Source organism: Micromonospora sp. NPDC005254 (assembly GCF_042872525.1).
GTDB lineage: Bacteria > Actinomycetota > Actinomycetes > Mycobacteriales > Micromonosporaceae > Micromonospora.
The window spans coordinates 136,986-155,353 of record NZ_JBIAKM010000012.1 but is presented as its reverse complement, the minus strand read 5'-3'; the positions used below and the strand labels follow the sequence as shown (position 1 = coordinate 155,353).

At 72.9% G+C, this 18,368-nt stretch carries 17 protein-coding genes; 2 read left to right on the top strand and 15 right to left on the bottom strand.

Annotation, left to right across the window (positions count from 1 at the left end; translation table 11 throughout):
- The first annotated feature begins 128 nt into the window (after positions 1-128).
- The gene (locus tag ACFYPR_RS30075) at positions 129-1,640 is read left to right on the top strand and encodes a PLP-dependent aminotransferase family protein (protein WP_387263878.1); all 1,512 of its coding nucleotides are present in this window, start codon (positions 129-131) and stop codon (positions 1,638-1,640) included.
- Here the strand turns inward: ACFYPR_RS30075 and ACFYPR_RS30070 are convergent.
- The 15 genes from ACFYPR_RS30070 to ACFYPR_RS30000 form a co-directional block, all read right to left on the bottom strand.
- On the bottom strand, positions 1,585-3,045 hold the full coding sequence (locus ACFYPR_RS30070) for a UbiD family decarboxylase (protein WP_387263876.1): 1,461 nt from the start codon (positions 3,043-3,045) through the stop codon (positions 1,585-1,587). The two genes, ACFYPR_RS30075 and ACFYPR_RS30070, sit on opposite strands and share 56 nt — an antisense overlap.
- Positions 3,045-3,410 (bottom strand): chorismate mutase, encoded by a 366-nt coding sequence (locus ACFYPR_RS30065; RefSeq protein WP_387263873.1) that lies wholly within the window; start codon positions 3,408-3,410, stop codon positions 3,045-3,047. Before ACFYPR_RS30065 ends, ACFYPR_RS30070 begins: the two co-directional genes overlap by 1 nt.
- Positions 3,407-3,754 carry a cupin domain-containing protein gene (locus ACFYPR_RS30060; protein WP_387263871.1) on the bottom strand — a complete coding sequence of 116 codons (348 nt, stop codon included), beginning with the start codon at positions 3,752-3,754 and terminating at the stop codon, positions 3,407-3,409. The genes ACFYPR_RS30065 and ACFYPR_RS30060 overlap by 4 nt, the downstream gene beginning before the upstream one ends.
- Complete coding sequence (locus ACFYPR_RS30055) at positions 3,744-4,448, bottom strand: flavodoxin family protein (RefSeq protein ID WP_387263868.1); 705 nt, start codon at positions 4,446-4,448, stop codon at positions 3,744-3,746. Before ACFYPR_RS30055 ends, ACFYPR_RS30060 begins: the two co-directional genes overlap by 11 nt.
- 56 nt (positions 4,449-4,504) lie before the next feature.
- Positions 4,505-5,809, bottom strand: coding sequence for a TrpB-like pyridoxal phosphate-dependent enzyme (locus ACFYPR_RS30050; RefSeq protein WP_387263865.1), 1,305 nt, complete (start codon positions 5,807-5,809; stop codon positions 4,505-4,507).
- A gap of 26 nt (positions 5,810-5,835) precedes the next feature.
- Positions 5,836-7,056 carry an MFS transporter gene (locus ACFYPR_RS30045; RefSeq protein WP_387263863.1) on the bottom strand — a complete coding sequence of 407 codons (1,221 nt, stop codon included), beginning with the start codon at positions 7,054-7,056 and terminating at the stop codon, positions 5,836-5,838.
- Positions 7,047-8,282 (bottom strand): ATP-grasp domain-containing protein, encoded by a 1,236-nt coding sequence (locus ACFYPR_RS30040; RefSeq protein WP_387263862.1) that lies wholly within the window; start codon positions 8,280-8,282, stop codon positions 7,047-7,049. Before ACFYPR_RS30040 ends, ACFYPR_RS30045 begins: the two co-directional genes overlap by 10 nt.
- Positions 8,279-9,067 (bottom strand): B3/4 domain-containing protein, encoded by a 789-nt coding sequence (locus tag ACFYPR_RS30035; RefSeq protein WP_387263860.1) that lies wholly within the window; start codon positions 9,065-9,067, stop codon positions 8,279-8,281. Before ACFYPR_RS30035 ends, ACFYPR_RS30040 begins: the two co-directional genes overlap by 4 nt.
- Positions 9,064-10,353 (bottom strand): MFS transporter, encoded by a 1,290-nt coding sequence (locus ACFYPR_RS30030; RefSeq protein ID WP_387263857.1) that lies wholly within the window; start codon positions 10,351-10,353, stop codon positions 9,064-9,066. The genes ACFYPR_RS30035 and ACFYPR_RS30030 overlap by 4 nt, the downstream gene beginning before the upstream one ends.
- Positions 10,353-11,642, bottom strand: coding sequence for an amidohydrolase family protein (locus ACFYPR_RS30025; RefSeq protein WP_387263855.1), 1,290 nt, complete (start codon positions 11,640-11,642; stop codon positions 10,353-10,355). Before ACFYPR_RS30025 ends, ACFYPR_RS30030 begins: the two co-directional genes overlap by 1 nt.
- Before the next feature lie 33 nt (positions 11,643-11,675).
- Positions 11,676-12,326 (bottom strand): prephenate dehydratase, encoded by a 651-nt coding sequence (locus ACFYPR_RS30020; RefSeq protein ID WP_387263853.1) that lies wholly within the window; start codon positions 12,324-12,326, stop codon positions 11,676-11,678.
- Positions 12,310-13,734, bottom strand: a complete 1,425-nt coding sequence (locus tag ACFYPR_RS30015; RefSeq protein ID WP_387263850.1) for a phenylacetate--CoA ligase family protein — start codon at positions 13,732-13,734, stop codon at positions 12,310-12,312. The genes ACFYPR_RS30020 and ACFYPR_RS30015 overlap by 17 nt, the downstream gene beginning before the upstream one ends.
- A 64-nt stretch (positions 13,735-13,798) precedes the next feature.
- A complete protein-coding gene (locus ACFYPR_RS30010; RefSeq protein WP_354855626.1) occupies positions 13,799-14,509 on the bottom strand; it encodes an SDR family oxidoreductase in 711 nt (236 codons plus the stop codon).
- Positions 14,506-15,099 (bottom strand): aminodeoxychorismate/anthranilate synthase component II, encoded by a 594-nt coding sequence (locus ACFYPR_RS30005; RefSeq protein ID WP_354855627.1) that lies wholly within the window; start codon positions 15,097-15,099, stop codon positions 14,506-14,508. Before ACFYPR_RS30005 ends, ACFYPR_RS30010 begins: the two co-directional genes overlap by 4 nt.
- On the bottom strand, positions 15,096-16,403 hold the full coding sequence (locus ACFYPR_RS30000; protein WP_387263848.1) for an anthranilate synthase component I family protein: 1,308 nt from the start codon (positions 16,401-16,403) through the stop codon (positions 15,096-15,098). The genes ACFYPR_RS30005 and ACFYPR_RS30000 overlap by 4 nt, the downstream gene beginning before the upstream one ends.
- A gap of 569 nt (positions 16,404-16,972) precedes the next feature.
- On the opposite strand from ACFYPR_RS30000, the gene ACFYPR_RS29995 reads away from it, so the two are divergent.
- A complete protein-coding gene (locus ACFYPR_RS29995) occupies positions 16,973-18,322 on the top strand; it encodes a PLP-dependent aminotransferase family protein (RefSeq protein WP_387263845.1) in 1,350 nt (449 codons plus the stop codon).
- The last annotated feature ends 46 nt before the right edge of the window (positions 18,323-18,368 follow it).

The window sequence follows — 18,368 nt, the reverse complement described above, 5'->3', positions numbered from 1 at the left end:
AAAACTAGAGTCGGCGGTATGCGGATCCGGATCGACGGCAGCGACCTCCCCTGCCGCCGCACCAGCGCGGATGCTGACGCACTGCGGCTCGCCAACGTACGCGTCGGGGTCCAGAGGAGCATGTCCAGGTGAGTTCGGACCAGCTCCTCGTCACGCTGGACCGGGACAGTTCGGTTCCGTTGCAGCAGCAGCTCTGCGACCAGATCAGCGGGTCCGTGCGGGCCGGCCGGCTGCGCCCGGGCGACGCGGTGCCGCCCAGCCGCGAGCTGGCGCACCAGCTCGGGGTCTCCCGGACGGTGGTGACCCGGGCGTACGAGCTGCTGCGGGCCAACGGGGTGCTCACCTCACGGCGCGGTTCCGGCACGCGGGTCAGCGCCGCCCTGACCGACACGCCGCCACCCGCCCCCCGCGCCGCCCGCGCGCACCTGCGACCCGAACCCCCACTTCCCACCGACGCCGGCAGTCCGCTGTGGAAGCCGTGGGAACCGGCGCCGATGCACCGGCCGGACGGGACGTACGACTTCCGGCACGGCACCCCGGCGCTGGCCAGCTTCCCGGTGACCCGGTGGCGGCAGTCCCTCGCCGACGCGGTGAGCCGGGCCGACGCGGTGGCCCTGGGTTACGGCCCGGCCGAGGGCGCGCTGTCGTTGCGTGCCCAGATCACCGCCCTGCTGCGGCGCAGTCGTGCGCTGGACGCCACCCGCGAGAACACGGTGGTGACCAGCGGCGCCACCCAGGCCATGGACATCCTGGTCCGGCTGCTCGTCGGCCCCGACGACGTGGTGATCATCGAGGACCCGAGCCACACCGTGCTGCGGCAGATCTTCGGCTATTCGCGGGCCGCGGTGGTGCCGGTCGGTGTCGACGAGGAGGGCCTGCGGGTCGACGAGATCGAGTGCCAGGTCCGCGCGCACGGCCTCGACCCGGCCCGGGTACGCCTGGTCTACGTCACCCCGTCGCACCAGTTCCCCACCGGGTTCATCATGTCCGAGCGGCGGCGACGAGCGCTGCTGCGCTGGGCCCGCGAACACGGGGCCACGGTGCTGGAGGACGACTACCACAACGAGTTCACCTTCGCCGAGGAGCGGTTGCCGTCGCTGGCCGCCGACCCGCAGGACGCCGACGTGGTCTACGTCGGCAGCTTCAGCAAGACCCTCTTCCCCTCGCTGCGCATCGGGTACGCGGTGTTGCCGCCACATCTCGTCCGGTCGTTCCTGGGCGTCAAGTGGATCACCGACCGGCTGACCCCGACGCTGACCCAGGAGGCGCTGGCCGAGTTCATCTCCTCCGGCGCGTACGCCCGGCACATCGGCCGGATGGACCGCCTCTACCGGCAGCGGCGCGCCCGGCTGCTGGAGGCGCTGTACGAACACTTCGGCGCGGGGGTGCGGATCTCCGGCACGGCGGCCGGGCTGCACGTGCTGGTGACCCTGGGCGGCGCGCCCGACGTCGGCGAGGCCGAGATCGTGCGCGCCGCCGCCGCGCGAGGCGTACGGGTCTACCCGGCCTCGGGCTACTTCGTTACCCGCCCGCCGACCGAGCCGACCTTCCTGATCGGGTACGCGGCGCTGCCCACCGCAAGGATCACCGAGGGAGTGGCGCTGCTGGCCGCCGCGGTGCGGGACGTGACGGCTCGGTGAAGCGGGGCCGGTGAAAGCGCGCGCTCTGGGCGTACGGGACGGTGCAGTCGAAGACCGCCTTCGCCGTGCGCCCGTCGGCCGACAGCGACGGGGAGTAGCCGGTGTGCTGGCTCGGGTCGAGCGGAAAGCCCTCCCGGTCCGGCAGCACGAGCAGGTCCTGGTCGGCCTGGAAGCGGGTGACCATCGCCCACCACAGGTCCTGATCGGACTCGATGTCGACGTCCTCGCCCACGCACAGCACCAGCTTGGCCATCCGGAACTGCTCCAGCACCGCCTCGGCGGCGGCGCGTACCGCGGCGTCGTCGGACGGGCCGCGCTTGGCCGGCCACTTGAGCACCACCATGAGCTGACCGCCGCCCGCCGTGTGACAGTGCGCCGCCAGGGCCGGCGTCCCCCGGCGGCGCAGCAGGTCCAGCACCGCGGCCTCCATCCCGAAGCCGAGCAGCACCGACTGCTCGTGCCCGGGCCCGGAGACCGCCTGCAGGATCGGGCTCTCCCGGGCGGTGATCGCGGTGACCTGGATCAGCGGCAACGAGGGATGCGCCCGACCCTGGTAGCCGAGGAACTCCGGCGTGGCCACCGTGCCGTGCGCGCTCTCCGGCACCCGGTCGGCCAGCAACTCGCCCTCGATGACGTACTCGGCGTGCGCGATGAACTCGGCGTCCACCGTGGCGCAGGGCAGCAGCTCCACCGGCTGACCGGCGAGCGCGCCGGCCACCGCCAGCTCGTCGAGGTCCGGCGGGACCAGCGAGGTCGGGCAGCAGGAGGACAGCAGCACCGCCGGGCTCAGCCCGAGGTGGATCGCGATCGGCAACGGACGCCCCCGACGCAGAGCGGCCTGGTGCGCGAGCTCCAGGTCCCGTCCGGGGACCATCCAGATGGTCAGCGTGTCGGGCCCCTGCACGCACATCCGGTGCACGGACAGGTTGCGGACCCCGGTGTCCGGGTCGGTGGCGAGCACCGCGCCGAGGGTCAGGTAGGGCCCGGCGTCCTCGTCGGTGAGGACCGGCACCGGCAGCGCGGTCAGATCCAACGGCAGCGTCTCGCGCGGCCAGCGGGACGCGTCGGGGGCGGGCACCGGCGGACGGGGGGCGGCCACCGCGGCGAGCAGCCGGTGCGGCAGCTCGGCCGGCGTGCAGCCGAGCAGACCGGAGGCACGCCGGCGGGTGCCGTAGAGGCCCATCAGCACCGCCCGGGTCGGGCCGTGGTCGGGGCGTACCCGGTCGAAGAGCACCGCCGGGCCGGCGCCGGTGGGCGGGGCGGCGGGCGCACCCGCCCAGCGGGCGTAGTGGGCGGAGACGCCGTAGCGGGCGGGCAGCTCCGTGGCGACGCGGACCAGCTCGCCCGGGAGCGGGTCGAGGCTGGCCAGGGCGTGCCGCAGGTCGACGGGCGGGCGGTGGCTCATCACTCCTCCGCCAGTGACGCGGTGGCACGGCGGGCTGCCAGCATGTCGAGCTGCATCCGGGTCAGCTCGTCGATGAGCGCACGGTAGGTGCCGACCGCGACCTCGGGCGGCATGCCGTGCCGGGTGGCCAGGTCGTGCACCCGGCCGAGCACCTGCCGTACCCGGTCGGGTGATCGGACGGTCGCCTCGTCCGTCTTGTGCGCGGTCAGCTCCTGCACCACCCGGGTACGCTCCGCCAGCAGGGCGATGATCCGCTGGTCGAGCGCGTCGATGGCGACCCGCAGCTCGGCGATCCGCGCCGGGCCGTCGGCGCCGCCGACCGGCGGGGAGCCGGCCGGCGGCGCGATCCGGTGCTGATCGCTCACGGCTGCGGGACCTGGTCGATCACGAAGACGACGGTGGGCTCGGCGTCGCCGCCCTGGGACCGGTGCTCCTCGTCGTCGGGGATGACGAAGCCCATGCCGGGGCGGCACGGCACCGACCGGTCCCGGAAGTGGATGGTGAACTCGCCCTGCAGGACGTAGCCGGTGTGCCCGCGCAGGCACCAGTGGTGCTCGTCGAAGCCCGGCGGCAGCTCCAGCAGGCGCAGACGCTGACCCCCGACGTACGAGATCTTGACGCGCCCCTCGGCTCCCGGCTTGTCCCACCTCTCCCACTCGGTGGCCGGGAAGTCGATGCCGACCGGCGCGGCGACCTGCTCAGTGGACATTCTCGATATCTCCTCTGGTTGGGGCGGTTTCGGTACGGCGGGGTCGCGGAACACGCTCGTTGCGGTCGCGGCGCGGGAGGACCGGACCGCCGTCGACCCGCTGGTGCCGCTTGAGCAGCTGCACCATGTCGAGCATCCGGTGCACCATCCGCTCCAGCGCGTCGACGCCCTCGACGTCGGTCAGGCCGGGAGCGCCGGTGGTGTTGCGCAGTAGGACGGGGAAGCCGCTGCCCACCAGAATCATCCGGTTGAGCAGCAGGTTGTTGACGATCTGGTTGTGCACCGAGGAGTCGCTGTACCGGCGCCCGGTGACGATGATGCCGCCGACCTTGTCGGCCAGCGGCCGGGTGAAACGCAAATAGCCGACGCCCGCCCGCTCGATGAAGACCTGCATGAGGTGGGCGAGGCCGAAGCCGTGCACCGGGGCCGCGTAGATCAGCCCGTCGGCGCTGGCCATCTGCTCCACCAGGGCGGGGACGTCGTCGTCCACCTGGCAGGGCAGGGTACGGCTGTTGCAGTCGCCGCACGGGCTGCACGGCGAGATGCGGTGCTCGCGTAGCGCGATGGTGCGCAGGATCGCGCCCCGCTCGGCGATCAGCTTGCCCGCGTACGCGATGGCGTGGTCGGTGTTGCCGCCCGACCGTTCCGATCCGTTGATGGCGAGGATGGTCGCTGCTTCGCTGTGCAATGGCACCCCCGGTGCTCGTCGCGAAGGGTGGACGCCGCAGCGGCGCCCACCCCCTTGCGAGGTCAGTCCGTCAGTTTTCCGGCGAAGTAGTCGATGTAGGCCTGCATGTCGAAGTGGCCGTGCCCCGAGAGGGAGAAGACGATGGCCTTCGACTCGCCCGTCTCCCGGCAGCGCAGCGCCTCGTCCACCGCCACCCGGACCGCGTGGGTGGACTCCGGGGCCGGCACGATCCCCTCGCTGCGGGCGAACAGCACGCCCGCCTCGAAGCAGGCGGTCTGCGGCACCGCCCGCGCCTCGATCAGGTCGATGTCCCGCAGCGCGCTGACGATCGGCGCCATGCCGTGGTAGCGCAGCCCACCGGCGTGGATCGCCGGCGGGTGGAAGTCGTGGCCCAGGGTGTGCATCTTGGCCAGCGGGGTGAGCCCGGCGGTGTCGCCGAAGTCGTAGTCGTAGCTGCCCTGGGTCAGCGACGGGCAGGAGGCCGGCTCGGCCGCGACGAACCGCACCGTCGGGCCGCCGCCCAGCTGGCGGCGCAGGAACGGCAGGGCCAGCCCGGCGAAGTTGGAGCCGCCGCCGGCCGCGCCGACCACGATGTCCGGGTAGTCGTCGGCCATCGCGAGCTGGAGCAGCGCCTCCTGCCCGATGATCGTCTGGTGCATCAGCACCAGGTTGAGCACCGAACCGAGGGCGTACTTGGCGGCGCCGCCGCTGGACATCGCCGCCTCCACCGCCTCGGAGATGGCCAGGCCGAGGCTGCCGGTGGAGTCCGGGTCGGCGGCGAGGGCCGCCCGGCCCGCCCCGGTACGGTCGCTCGGGCTCGCGGTGACCGACGCGCCGAACGTCTCCATCAACCCCCGCCGGTACGGCTTCTGGTCGTAGCTGATCCGCACCATGAAGACCTCGCAGTCGAGGCCGAAGTACGCGCAGGCCATCGAGAGCGAGCTGCCCCACTGGCCGGCGCCGGTCTCGGTGGTCAGCCGCTGCACGCCGTCGAGCTTGCTGTAGTACGCCTGCGGCACGGCGGTGTTCGGCTTGTGGCTGCCGGCCGGGCTGACCCCCTCGTACTTGAAGTAGATCCGGGACGGCGTGTCGAGGGCCTGCTCCAGGCGACGGGCGCGTACGAGCGGGCTGGGCCGCCACTGCCGGTAGATGTCGAGCACCGGCCCGGGGATGTCCACGTCCCGCTCGGTGGTGAACTCCTGCTCGATCATGCCGGTGGCGAAGAGCGGTTCGAGATCCGCCGCGGTGATGGGCTCCCGGGTGCCGGGGTGCAGCATCGGGGGCAGTCCCTTGGGCAAGTCGGGAACCACGTTGTACCAGGTCGTCGGGATGTCACTCTCGGGCAGCACGAACTTCGTCGCGGTCATGGCCTCTTCCGATGCGGGGTGGGGTGTCAGGGACTGGCGGTGGCCGGTTCGGCGAGTGCCGGCACGGGCCGGACGGCCGGTCGGATCCGCAGCGCTGCGAACGCGACCATGCCGACCACCGGGGTCAGCAGGAGCAGCAGGAGAACGGGACGGTGTCCCTGGGTCTGCCAGACGAAGCCGAGACCCATCGGCACGACCAACCGGGCGGAGCTGAGCACGAAGGCGTTCAGGGCCATGAAGCCGCTGACCCGGTGCTCCGCCACGTGGTCGGCGATGTAGGTGGGCACCACCACCGACGCGATGATCTCGCCGAGGGTCCAGACCACAGTGGAGAGCAGCACGGCGGGCAGCGAGAACGCGAACACCAGGACGGCCATCCCGGTCGACCAGAGCAGGCCCGCCACGATCAGCAGGACCCGGGTCGAGTACGCCTTGATCCGCTTCTCGATCAGCAGGCTCGCGCTGACCACGACGACGCTGTTGATGGTGTAGACCGCCCCGACCAGCGCCACCGACGAGTGCAGCACTGTGGTGACCGCGAGGGGCAGCGTGTATTCCAGACCGATCAGCGGCGCGACGTAGCAGAACGAGACGAGCACCAGCACCGCCACGTCGATGTCGCGCAGCAGCCCGGCCCGTCCGGTGCTCGCGGTCGACGACGCCGTCTGGGCACGCCGGGTGTCCGCCGGCACGAAGAGCCAGATGGTCGCCGCCGCGAGCAGGCCGAGCAGGATGTTCCCGGCGAACATCAGCTGGTACGAGAAGGCCGCCGCGAACCCGCCGAGCAGCGGGCCGACCCCCATGCCGAGGTTGTTGGCGAGGTAGCTGACCGTGTACGCGAAGGGCCGCTCACCGGGCTCGGTCAGGTCGGCGATCAGCGTGTTCGCCGCCGGAGCGAACATCCCCATCCCGACCAGCGCGACGAAGAGCAGCACCGCGTACGTCCAGGTGGGACCGTTGACCAGGGCGAGGCCCAGGTAACCGGCCGCGTTGAGCAGCAGGCTCGACACCAGCGCGGCGCGTCGGCCGGCCCGGGCGCAGACCGGGCCGCTGAGCAGGCTGCCGGCGAGCAGACCGGTGCTGCCGACGGAGATCAGCATGCCAGCCTCGCCGGTGCTGAGGTGCCGGCTCTGCACGAGGTAGACCGCGAGCAGCGGGAACACGAACATGCCGGCCCGGTTGATGAAGGAGGCGTAGACCAGCATCCGCAGCGGGCGCGGCAGGGCCCGGAACCGGGTCAGCCACATGACGGCTCCCCCACCGGCTCGGTGCGCACCTCGAAGGAGTCCCGGATGACCTTGAACCGGGCGCGGACGTCGTCGAAGTCCCGGCCCTCGCAGACGTACCAGCCGAGCACGTCGTTGGAGGCGGTCGGCACGGCGAGCACGTCCCCGACGGTCTTCCACACGTCCGCGTCGCGCACCGCGTCCAGCGCCCGCAGCTCGTCGGCCGTGGTGATCGCGGTGATCCGGCCGTACCGGTCGGAGCAGAGGTACTCGGTGCCGATCTCCGGGCCGAGGGTGGCCGCCGGCACGTGCTCCGGGTCCAGTTCCAGGCGGCACCACTCCCCCGCCAGGTTGATCCCCCGACCGGCCTGGATGGCGGGGACGATCGAGCCGCCGCCGGCCCGTGCGGCCGCCTCGCCGAAGACGACCTCGCCGTCGTCGCGGAGGAAGAACTCCACGTGCGCCACGCCGGTACGCATCCCGAAGCCGCGCAGCACGGTGGCGCTGGCGGCCAGGATGCGCCGCTCCGCAGGGGTCAGATCGTGCTTGCGGGAGACCGTGCCGCCGGGCTCGTCGCGGAACTCCAGGACCGAGTACGTGTAGCGGGAGAGCTGCTCGAAGACCACCTCGCCGTCGCGCAGCAGCGAGTCGACGTGGTACTCGGCGCCCCGGACGTACTCCTCCACCCGGTAGTCGTGCCGGTCGTCGGCGATCAGCGGCCACACCCGGGCCAGGTCCTCGGTGGAGTCCACCCGGTGGGTGTCGCCGCAGGCCCAGCCGGCGTACGGCTTGATCACCACCGGCCAGCCCACCTCGGCGGCGAACTCGGCGACCGCCCCCACCGTCTCCGGGCGGCACGAACGGGCCACCGGCACGCCCAGCTCGGTGGCCCGGCGGTGCATCACGTTCTTGTCCCGGAAGGTCAGGGCCTCCTCCGGGTCGAGGCCGTCGATGCCGTGGTCGCGGCGGCAGTACGCGGCGGTCAGCACGTCACCCTCGAAGAGCGGGAAGATGCGCCGCACCGGGTGCGTGGCGAGGATCGTCGCGACGACCGAGCGGACGGCCTCGGTGTCGTCGAGGTCGGCGTGGTAGCAGGGCAGGCCGGCGGCTTCGGCGGCCGGCTGCCCGGTCGGCAGCAGCGCCACGCTGGTCACGCCCAGCTCGGCGGCGGCGGCGACCACGCTGCGGAACTGGGCCGCGTACCGGCCGGCCGCCGGCCGGTAGATCACCAGGATCGCGCGGTTCACGGACGACTCCCCTGGTGGTTGCCGGCGGAGCTGAGCGGGCCTGCGGTACGCAGGACGGCGCTTGTCGTTCCTGCGTCGAGCACCGCCTCCTGCCGCGGGGCGTCGGACAGGTCGTCGAGGGCGGCGGTCAGCCGGGCCAGCGCGTCCACCACCTCCGCCCGGCCGCCGGGGTGGGCCGACTCGACGGTGAGCAGCAGCCGGTGCCGGCCCAGGTCGGTGCGGACCAGGTGTCCCTGCCGCCAGTTCCAGCGCCGGGAGTGGGCCCGCCCGTCGGCGTCGGCGTAGACGACCTCGCCCGGTTCGGGTCGCTCCGGCGCGTCGGGCACGCCAAGGGGCAGGAACGTCTCGGTGCCGTCGGCCGGTCGGACGACGAGGTCGGTGATGCCGTCGACCGCGCACGAGGCCACCGGCAGCGCCGCGCCGAGCGAGACGGCGTTGCAGAGGTCGACCAGGGCGTTGATCCGGGGCAGCCGGTCGCCCTTGGCGACCCGTCGGGCGATCGACTCGGCGGCGCAGGGGAACCGGTTCGGGTTCACCCCCACCGTCCGGTACGCCTCCCGCCACGCGGCGATGCCCGGCAACTCGGCCACCCCCGCCTTGTCCAGGTCGGCCGCGTGCAGCGCGTCCTCGGCGGCGGTCAGCAACGCCGACACGCGGGGAGGCGCCGGGGCGACCTCGACCGCCGGCAGGGCGAGCACGCCGAGGACGTAGTCCGGCACTGCGGTCAGCACCCGGTCGTCGATGCGGACGGTGAGGGTGTCCGCACCGTCGCTGAGCTGGGTCATCGTGATCCTCGTGAGGTTCGGGTCCGATTGTCGGTCCGACCGTACGCAGCGCGACGACCACCGGGTGTGGCCAATCCGGGGTGATCCGGTGTGGCCAATCCGGCGGTCGGTGGCCGGTCGTCGCGACTGCCGGCACGGGTCCGCGCGCCGAGCAGCGTGGTGCCCACCGCCAGGACGCAGAGCGCGGCGCCGACCGGCCCGAGCAGGTCGAGGGCGTCCGCGCCGCCGTGGCGCAACAACCGGTTGCCGAGGAAGCCGCCGAGGGCGATGCCCACGAACGTGGCCGAGGAGTTGAGGGACAGCAGCAGCGGCCCGGAGGTCGGCGCGATCGTGAAGAGCCGGTGCTGCTGGGCCGGCTGCGTGGCCATCGCGGTGACGCCCCAGGCCGCCATGGCCAGCGCGGCCGGAAGCAGCGCCTGCCGGGTCAGCGGCAGCGTGACCAGCACCAGGGCGAGCCCGGTGATCGAGACCACCAGGACCGGCAGGCCACCGAAGCGGTCGGTGGCCCGCCCGCCGAGCACCGTCCCGACGACCGCCGGCACACCGAAGATCAGCAGCAGCACCGCGAGCAGGGTGCCGTCGCCGTCGGTGGCCGGCGCGAGCAGCGCCCCGACGTACGTCAGGGCGAGGTAGCCGCCGGTCATGAAGAGCGCGGTGGTGAGCACCGCCAACCCGACGCGGCTCTCGCGCACCGGGGCGAGCCGGGCTGCCAGCGATGGGCCGGGCGGCAGCGCCAGCCTCGGCAGGCCGACCAGCACCGCCACCGCGCAGGCGGCGCCGAGGGCGGCGAGCAGCCAGAAGGTGGCCCGCCACTGCAGGTCGGCGGCGAGCCAGGTGCCGAACGGCACCCCGGCCACGGTGGCCGCGGAGAGGCCGCCGAGCACCACGGCCATGGCCCGGCCACGCCGCTCGGGCGGGGCCAGCGCGGCCGCCGACGCGGTGGCGGCGGGGACGTAGAGCGCGGCGCTGACCGCCGTGAGGACCCGGGCCAGCAGCAGCAGCGGCAGGTCGGGGGCGAGCGCCGAGGCGACGTTGCCCAGGGTGAACCCGACCAGCGAGATCACCAGCACGGTACGCCGCTCCAGCCGGCCGGCCAGTGCGCCGAGCACCGGGGCGGCGACGGCGTACGCGAGGGCGAAAACCGTGCTCACCCACCCGGCCGAGGCGACGCTCACCCGCAGCGTGCGGGCCACCTCGGGGAGCACCCCCGCGACGACGAAGGTGTCGGTGCCGATGGCGAACGCCCCGACGGCGAGCAGCGGGACGACCGGCACGGACCGCCGCATCACGCCACTCCCGCCGGCTGCCCGGCGCGGTAGCGGGCGGCGTCCCCGGCGACCACCCGGCCGCCCAGCAGCACCAGCTCGATCGCCTCCGGCCGGCCCAGCACCGTGATGTCCTCGGCCGGGTCGCCGTCGGTGACGACCAGGTCGGCCAGCCGGCCCGGCTGCACGGTGCCCGCGTCGTCGCCGCGCCCGGCCAGCCGCGCGCCGTTGGCCGTGGCCCAGGTCAGCACCACCGGCGCGGGAATGCCGGCCATGGTCACGTAGGTCTCCAGCTCCTCGGCGTACCGGCCGTGCGGGGTCCAGGCGAACCCGAAGTCGTCGCCGGCCACAATGGGGATGCCCATCTGCACCATCAGCGGCAGGATGCGCAGGGTGTTCTCCACCTCGGCCTGGAACTCGAGCGTCTCCAGGTAGTCCGGGGTCTTGCCATGTCGCGTGCCGGTGGTGAGCAGCCGGTACGGCTGGTGCAGGCTCGGCACCACGAAGATGCCCCGCTCGGCGATCGCCTCCAGGGCCGCGTCGTCGGCGTACGTGGCGTGGTCGATCACGTCGACCCCGGCGGCGATGGCGTTGCGGATGCCGCCCAGCCCGCGCGAGTGCGCCCGGATGCGGACCCCCCGCTCGTGCGCCGCCCGCGCCGCGATCACCAGCTCCTCGGCGGTGAACAGCAGCTCGTGGGAGCGGCCGTTGGGGAACGTGTCGTCCCCGGTGGAGAAGACCTTGATGATCTCCGCGCCCTGCTTGACCTCCGTGTCGACGTACTCGATCAACTCTTCCGGGGTGTCGGCCAGCCGCATGAGGTCGCTCGGGATGCGTTGCTTGACCGCCGGATTGCGGCGCTCCGGCGGACCGGACACCATCAGGTCCCGGCTGCACGGGGTGATGCGCGGGCCGGGCAGCTGGCCGGCGTCGATCGCCCGGCGCAGCGCCATGTCGATGCCGGCCACCGAGCCGGCGCCGACGAAGGCGGTGTAGCCCAGCCGCAGCATCGCCGCCGCGTTGGCGGCGGCCCCGAGGGTCACCTCCGGGATGCTGTACTTGAACAGCATCTCCCGACCGTCGAGCACGTTCAGGTACGCGATGTGGGTGTGGCCGAGCGTCATTCCCGGCATGACCGTCCGGCCGTCGAGGTCCAGGACGTCGATGTCCGGGTCGTGCAGGGGCGCCTGCGCCTCGGGGAGCACGGCCACGATGCGCTCGCCGTCGAGCAGCACGCTGTGGCGCGGTCGGGAGGGCACAGCCAGTCCTTCCTGGACGGTGGCGCGGTGCAGCAGCATTCGTCGGGACACGAGGCGTCTCTCCGGTTCTCTCGGTGTCTGGTCTCAGCGGCGGCCGAACAGGGTCCACACGATCTCGGCGCCCGGACGGCGGGCCACCCACCGCAGGCCGTGGCCGTCGACCCCGGGCGCGTTGGTCACGGCGACGTCGGCGCCGCCGGCGGCGAGGATCTCGGCGGCGTGCTGGGTGGAGTCGGCGTCGACCCACCGCACCGACCGGTCCCGCAGGGCCGGTGGCGCGAGGTCGGTGAAGATCCGCCGGACCTCCCAGAGGGCGGCCACGGCGAGCTGACCACCGGAGGCGTCCGGCTCGCGGTCCGGATGGGCCGCGATGCCGTACTCCGGGGTGGCCTGGGCGAAGTAGGCCTCCAGCCGCAGGTCGTGGTGCCAGTGGAAGCGGGTGAGCCCCTGGTAGGCGCTCGGCACGAGGGCCTGGTCGACCCGCCGGTCCACCAGCGCCGCGAGCACCGCGTCGAAGGTGTCGGACAGCTCGACGCGCAGCCCGTGCCGCTCGGCGAGGAACACCGCGGTCAGGTGGCTGGACGTCCCGGGCGGGCCGAGCGTGGCCAGCGTGGTGCCGGGCCGGCTCGCCCAACCGTCCACCACGCTGCGCCAGCGCCGCCCGTACGCCTCGGTGAGCGGCCCGGGCAGCGCCGGCACCCGCTCGTCGGTGACGGTCTCAGGTGGTGTAGCCACGGTTGCCCGCCATCCGCTGCGCCACCTGGGTCTCGTGGTCGGCCTCGACCCGCCGGTCGACGATCCGGGCGGCCTTCCAGCTCACGAAGGCGCCGGTGCTGACGATCGGGTCGAGCCCGTCGGTCAGCTCCACCTCGACGGGTACGCCGAGCGCGGCGGCGGCCCGCTCCCGGACGCCGTCGGCCACCCCGGCGGGATCGTCGACGAGGTCCTTGAGCAGTTCCAGGCGGACGGTCAGCCGGTCGCCGCCGGCGGCCGGGTCGTGGTCGATCACCACCTGGTAGCCGCCGGAGCCGGTGACCCCGGTCAACACGGCCGTCTCGATCTGGCCGGCGGTGAAGCGTCGACCGCCCAGCTCGATGCGGTCCAGGGTCCGGCCGACGATCTGCACGAGGTCGCCGGCCATCTCGCAGTCACAGTCGGACGCCTCGACGATCACCGCGTCGCCGGTGCGGTAGCGGACCAGCGGTTTCACCCCGTCGATCAGCATGGTGACGGTGAGTTCCCCGCTGCCGCGCGGGCCGTGCGACGCGCCCGTCTCCGGGTCCACCACCTCGATCAGGTAGTTGGTCTGGGAGAGGTGCATCCGCTTGTTGCGGCAGGCGGTGGCGATGACGAACGCCTCCTGCGAGCCGTACAGGATGTTGTAGACGTCCGCGCCCCAGACGGACTCCAGGTTGCGGGCCAGCGCCGGGGTGCACATCTCGCCGGTGACGAAGAGCAGTTTGACGGCGAAGTCCTCGCGCAGCCGGTAGCCGTAGTGCTCGGCCGCCTTGGCGAGCATCATGGCCACACCCGGCGTGCAGCAGACGACCTCCAGCTCCAGGTCCTTCATGAGTTGCAACGCCTTGGCGAACCCGATCACCGGCGAGTACGGCCAGATCTTCGCGTTGAGCGAGCCGACGTTGCGGGCGATGTCACCGAGGGTGTCGCCGAAGGAGTGCACCTCGGTCGGGCCCATCAGCCCGATCCGCGGCGGGTGGTCGCCGAAGTGGTGGCGGAAGATCGACGCCCAGGACTCGGTGACGTGGGCGTTGCTGGCCACCACCTCCCGACCGTCGCGGGGGCACGGGGTCGCGCGGCCCGTCGTGCCGGTCGTCTCGTAGAAGAAGATTCCCTCGGCCAGCGGTCGGCTGAGCACGTCGAGCATCTCCTCGCGCAGGTGCGTCTTCGTCGTGAAGGGCAGCCGGTCGAGGGTCGCCGGGGTGATCGTGGCGAGGTCGACGTCGGCCAGGTGCCGGGCGTAGAACGGCGAGCCGGTCGTCACCTGGTCGAGCACCGTGCGCAGTTGGCGTTCCCGCCACGCGTTCAGCTCGGCGGGATCGAGGGTGCGGTCGTAGAAGGCCTTGTGCAGGGCCAGGTAGTCGACGGCGAAGTCGGCCGCCGGTCCGGTGGTCGGAAGCCACATGGTCGGGATCCTCTCCAGGGGTGAGCCGGCTGCGGTGCGATCGGCGCTCGGGCGGTGACGCGGCTCAGTGCAGGCCGCCGTTGACGTCCACCACAGTGGCGGTGACGTAGCTGCTGGCCGGGTCGGCGAGCCAGGCGACGGCCGCGGCGATCTCGGCCGGTGTGCCGAACCGGCCGACGGGAATCCGGGCCCGGTAGTCGTCGCGACGCTGCGCCGGAATCCGGGCGGCCATCGGGGTCTCGACCAGGCCGGGAGCGACCGCGTTGACCCGGATGCGGTGCTCGGCGAGTGACCGGCCGAGGCTGTGGGTGAGCGCGATGCACGCACCCTTTGACGCCCCGTACGCCGCGTCCGGGCTGCCGGACTGCCCGCTGATCGAGGCGACGTTGACCACCGTGCCGGGCCGGCCGGCGCTGATCAGGGCGCGGGCGAACGCCTGCGTGCAGAAGAACGCGGCGCCCACGTTGACGTCGAACACCTGCGCGTACGTCTTCGGGTCGTAGTCGAGGAAGGCCCGGGCGTGGTAGACCCCGGCGTTGTTCACCAGCACCTCCGGCAGGCCGTACCGCTCGCGGATCTCCGCGAAGAGCTGCTCGACCTGCTCCGGCACGGCCACGTCGGCGACCAGCGAGGCGTACGCCGCCGGGTCGACAGCCGGGTCGACGTCCACGCCGAGCACGCGGTGCCCGGACTCGGTCAGGGCCGCGGTCACGGCCCGACCGATGCCGCCCGCCGCGCCGGTGACCACGGCGAGGGGTGCCGACCGGTCGGTCATGACGAACCCGCCGTCAGCGTCGCCGACGCGCTGCGCAGGAAGTTGTCGAACAGGCGCAGCCCGTCCTCGGTGAGCACGCTCTCCGGGTGGAACTGCACCCCCTCGACCGCCAGGGCCCGGTGTCGTACCCCCATCACGTAGCCGTCGTCGGACGACCGCGCGGTGACGTGCAGGGCCAGCGGCGCCGGGTCCGCGACGATGAGCGAGTGGTAGCGGGTCACGGTGAGCGGGGCGGGCGCGCCGTCGAAGACCCCTCGACCGTCGTGCGTGACGACGCTGGTCTTGCCGTGCATCAGGTGCCGGGCGACCGCGACCGTCCCCCCGTACGCGAGGCCGATCGCCTGATGACCGAGGCAGACGCCGAGCAGCGGGACCTGGCCGGCGAAGGCGTGCACCAGCTCCACGTGCCCGGACTCGGCGGGATGACCCGGCCCGGGGCCGAGCACCACCGCGTCCGGTCGCAGGGCCGCGAGCTGGTCGCTGGTCCGCGTTCGGGAGCGGACCACCACGGTCCGCGCGCCGAGCGTCCGCAGGTACTGGTCGATGATGTGGGTGAAACTGTCGTACGCGTCGACGAGCAGGACCTTCACGACAGCAACTCCGCACCGGTCAGGGCCCAGAACGTGGCGTTCATCTTGGCCAGCGTCTCCCGCCACTCGTCGCCGGGTGTGGAGTCGGCGACCACCCCGGCGGACGCCTGGGTGCGGTAGTACCGGCCGTCGTGCACGGCGGTGCGGATGCAGAGCGCGAGCACGGCGTACCCGCGGACGTCCACGAGCCCGACGGCGCCCGCGTAGACGCCCCGAGGCTCGTCCTCCAAGCCGTCGATGATCTCCATCGCCCGCAGCTTCGGGGCGCCGGTCATGGTGCCGGCCGGGAAGGTGGCGCAGATCGCCGCCCACACGTCGGCGTCGTCGGCGAGCTGGCCGGAGACGGTGGAGACCAGGTGGTGCACGTACGCGAACGGCTCGACGTCGAACATGGCGTCGACGCTGAGCGTGCCGGGCACGCAGACCCGGCCGATGTCGTTGCGGCACAGGTCGACAAGCATGACGTGCTCGGCCCGTTCCTTCTCGCTGGCCGCCAGCTCGGCCACCCGCCGGCGGTCGGTCTCCGGGTCGGTGGCCCGGGGCGCGGTGCCGGCGATCGGCCGCATCGACAGTCGGCCCTGTTCGATGCGCAGGAACAGCTCCGGGCTCGCCCCGATGACGGTCTGGCCGGCCCACGGGGTCAGGTACATGTACGGCGACGGGTTGCGGTGGCGCAGCCGTCGGTAGACCTCCAGCGGCGTGAGCGTGGTCTCGACGTCGATCCGGTGGCCGATCTGGATCTGGTAGCTGTCCCCCACCTCGATGTGCCGCAGGCACTGCTTCACCCGGGCGGCGAACGTCTCCTCGTCGACGGTGTCCCGGACCAGGCTGGGCGGCGGGGCGGCCGGCACGTCCGGGTGGCCGTCGGCCGGCCCGGGAAGGTCCGGCAGCCGGGCGGCGGCGTCGTCCGGCGGCAGGTGCGGGCCGGAGGCGCAGAGCTGCCGCACCGTGCCGGCGCGCAGGTCCCACCAGACGGTGTGCCGGAACAGCGCGAGTGTGCAGCGCGGGATGTCGTCGACCACCCGGTCGATCCAGAGCTCGTCCATGTCCCGCGCGGCCTCGTACGCCAGGGTGGTGAGGAAACCGAAGGCGAAGCTGTCGGCGGGGACTATGGTGCGGACCGCGAACGCCCGCTGCACGGCCCGGACGGCGGCCCACACCTCGCTCGGTCCGGCGACCGGCCAGACCCGCTGGGCGCCGCGGCGCCGGACCGGCTCGCCCAGGACGGCGGTCAGCACGGCGGCCACGGCGTCGCCGAGCGCACCCTCGGCGGTCACCTCCAGCCGGTCGGCGATGAACCGCACCTCGGCGAGAAGACCCCAGCCGACGGCTGCCGCACACCGGTCCTGCGCCGGGCCGTCCAGGCTTTCGAAGAGATACAGATCGTTGTCAGTGCAACTTTCCGCGAGTGCCGTATAGAGCAACAAAGGATCGATCGACGGCAGTGTGACAGATGTCACCTCTATGGGAATTGAGTTGGTCAATGGTGTATGCGCCGCCGCCACCGAATGCGACGGGATGGGCCACGTGGCGAGCTCTGTTGACAATAGTGACACTTGCGGAACCCCCTCTGAACAGCCCGATTCCGCGCCACCGTTGGCGCTGACCCCACCGGCGACGCGGCAGGTCGGACCCTTCCCCCCAGACGAAAGGACTCGCACGACCACTCTGGCACCGGCGGTGGAGGCGTCCGCATTGGACATTCTCGGAACGTACGCCCTGATTCGCCGGTCAGTGAGCGGTTGCGCGCCCGGCCAACACTTTCCACAGGCACGGATCACGCTGTCCATACCACTTCGACGATCTCGGAGCGGACCACTTGTCCCTGAATCTAAGCCTGTCAATAGATGCGCAATCACGTGAAACGCTGGCGGTGCAGCTCCGTAACGCATTTCGTACGCAGATCGAGGAGGGCACGCTGCGTCCCGGCACCCGCGTGCCGTCGAGCCGGCAACTCGCCGCCGACCTCGGGGTGTCCCGCAGTGTGGTCGTCGAGGCGTACGAACAGCTCTGCGCCGAGGGGTACCTCGTCTCCCAGCACGGCTCGGGCACGTCCGTGGCGGCGACGCGTACCGACGTCGGCTCGGCGCTCACCCCGGACGACCGTGCGCCCGCCGCGGCGGTCCACGACCTGCGCACCGGCGGCCTGCACGACTCCACCTTCCCCCGCCAGGACTGGATCCGGGCGGTCAGCGCGGTGGTCACCTCGGCCGGCCGCCGGGAGCTGGGGTACGCCCCACCGTCCGGCCTGCCCGTCGTCCGGCACACCCTCGCCGGCTACCTCGGCCGGGTCCGCGGCGTCCGCACCCGACCCGAACACCTCATGATCACGTCAGGCTTCGCGCAGGGCCTCGCGCTGCTCTGCCGCGAGTTGCGCGACCGGGGCCACGACACCATCGGGGTGGAGGACCCGGGGCACCCGGGCGAGTGGGAGTTCATCGCCGAGGCCGGACTGCGTCCGGTGGGCATCCCGGTGGACAGCGACGGCATCCGGGTCGACGCGCTGGCCGCGAGCGGGGTCCGCGCCGCGCTCGTCACCCCGGCCAGCCAGTTCCCGACCGGGGTCACGCTCAGCGCGCAACGCCGGGCGCACCTGGTCGCCTGGGCGCAGGAGGTGGACGGTTACCTCGTCGAGGACGACTTCGACGCCGCCCTGGTCGCCCCGGCGCAGCGGATGCCGGCGCTGCAGAGCCTCGCACCGGACCGGGTGATCTACGCCGGCAGCGCCAGCAAGGTCCTCGCCCCGGCGCTGCGCCTCGGCTGGCTGGCCACTCCGCCCGACCTGACCGCACGCGTCGAGCGGATCCGCGCCGGCTGGGACATCGGCTGCTCCGGCCTGGAGCAACTCGCCTTCGCCCGGCTGATCGACACCGGCGCGTTCGACCGGCACCTGCGCCGACTCGGCGCCGACGTCCAGAAACGCCGTCAGGCGGTCCAGCAGTTCGTCTCCCGCCACCTGCCCGACGTCACCGTCCTCGGTCAGAACGGCGGGCTCCAGGCGTACCTGGTGCTGCCGGCGCGGTGCGCCGAGGAGGCGTTGGTGCAGGCGGCCCGCCGTCGGTCGGTGCTGGTCCGCGGCGGCCGCTTCTACGCCCTGCGTGCGGACGACCGACCGCCGGCGCTGGTCGTCGGCTACGCCGGGGTACGCGGCCCCGAGCTGGGCCGCGGGCTGGCCGGGATCGCGGCTGCCTACCGGGAGACGACCGGCGGCAGCGGTGCGTGAAGCCGCGAAATCCGCTTGGTACTGGCGGCGGGCTCCGGCGGAGTGT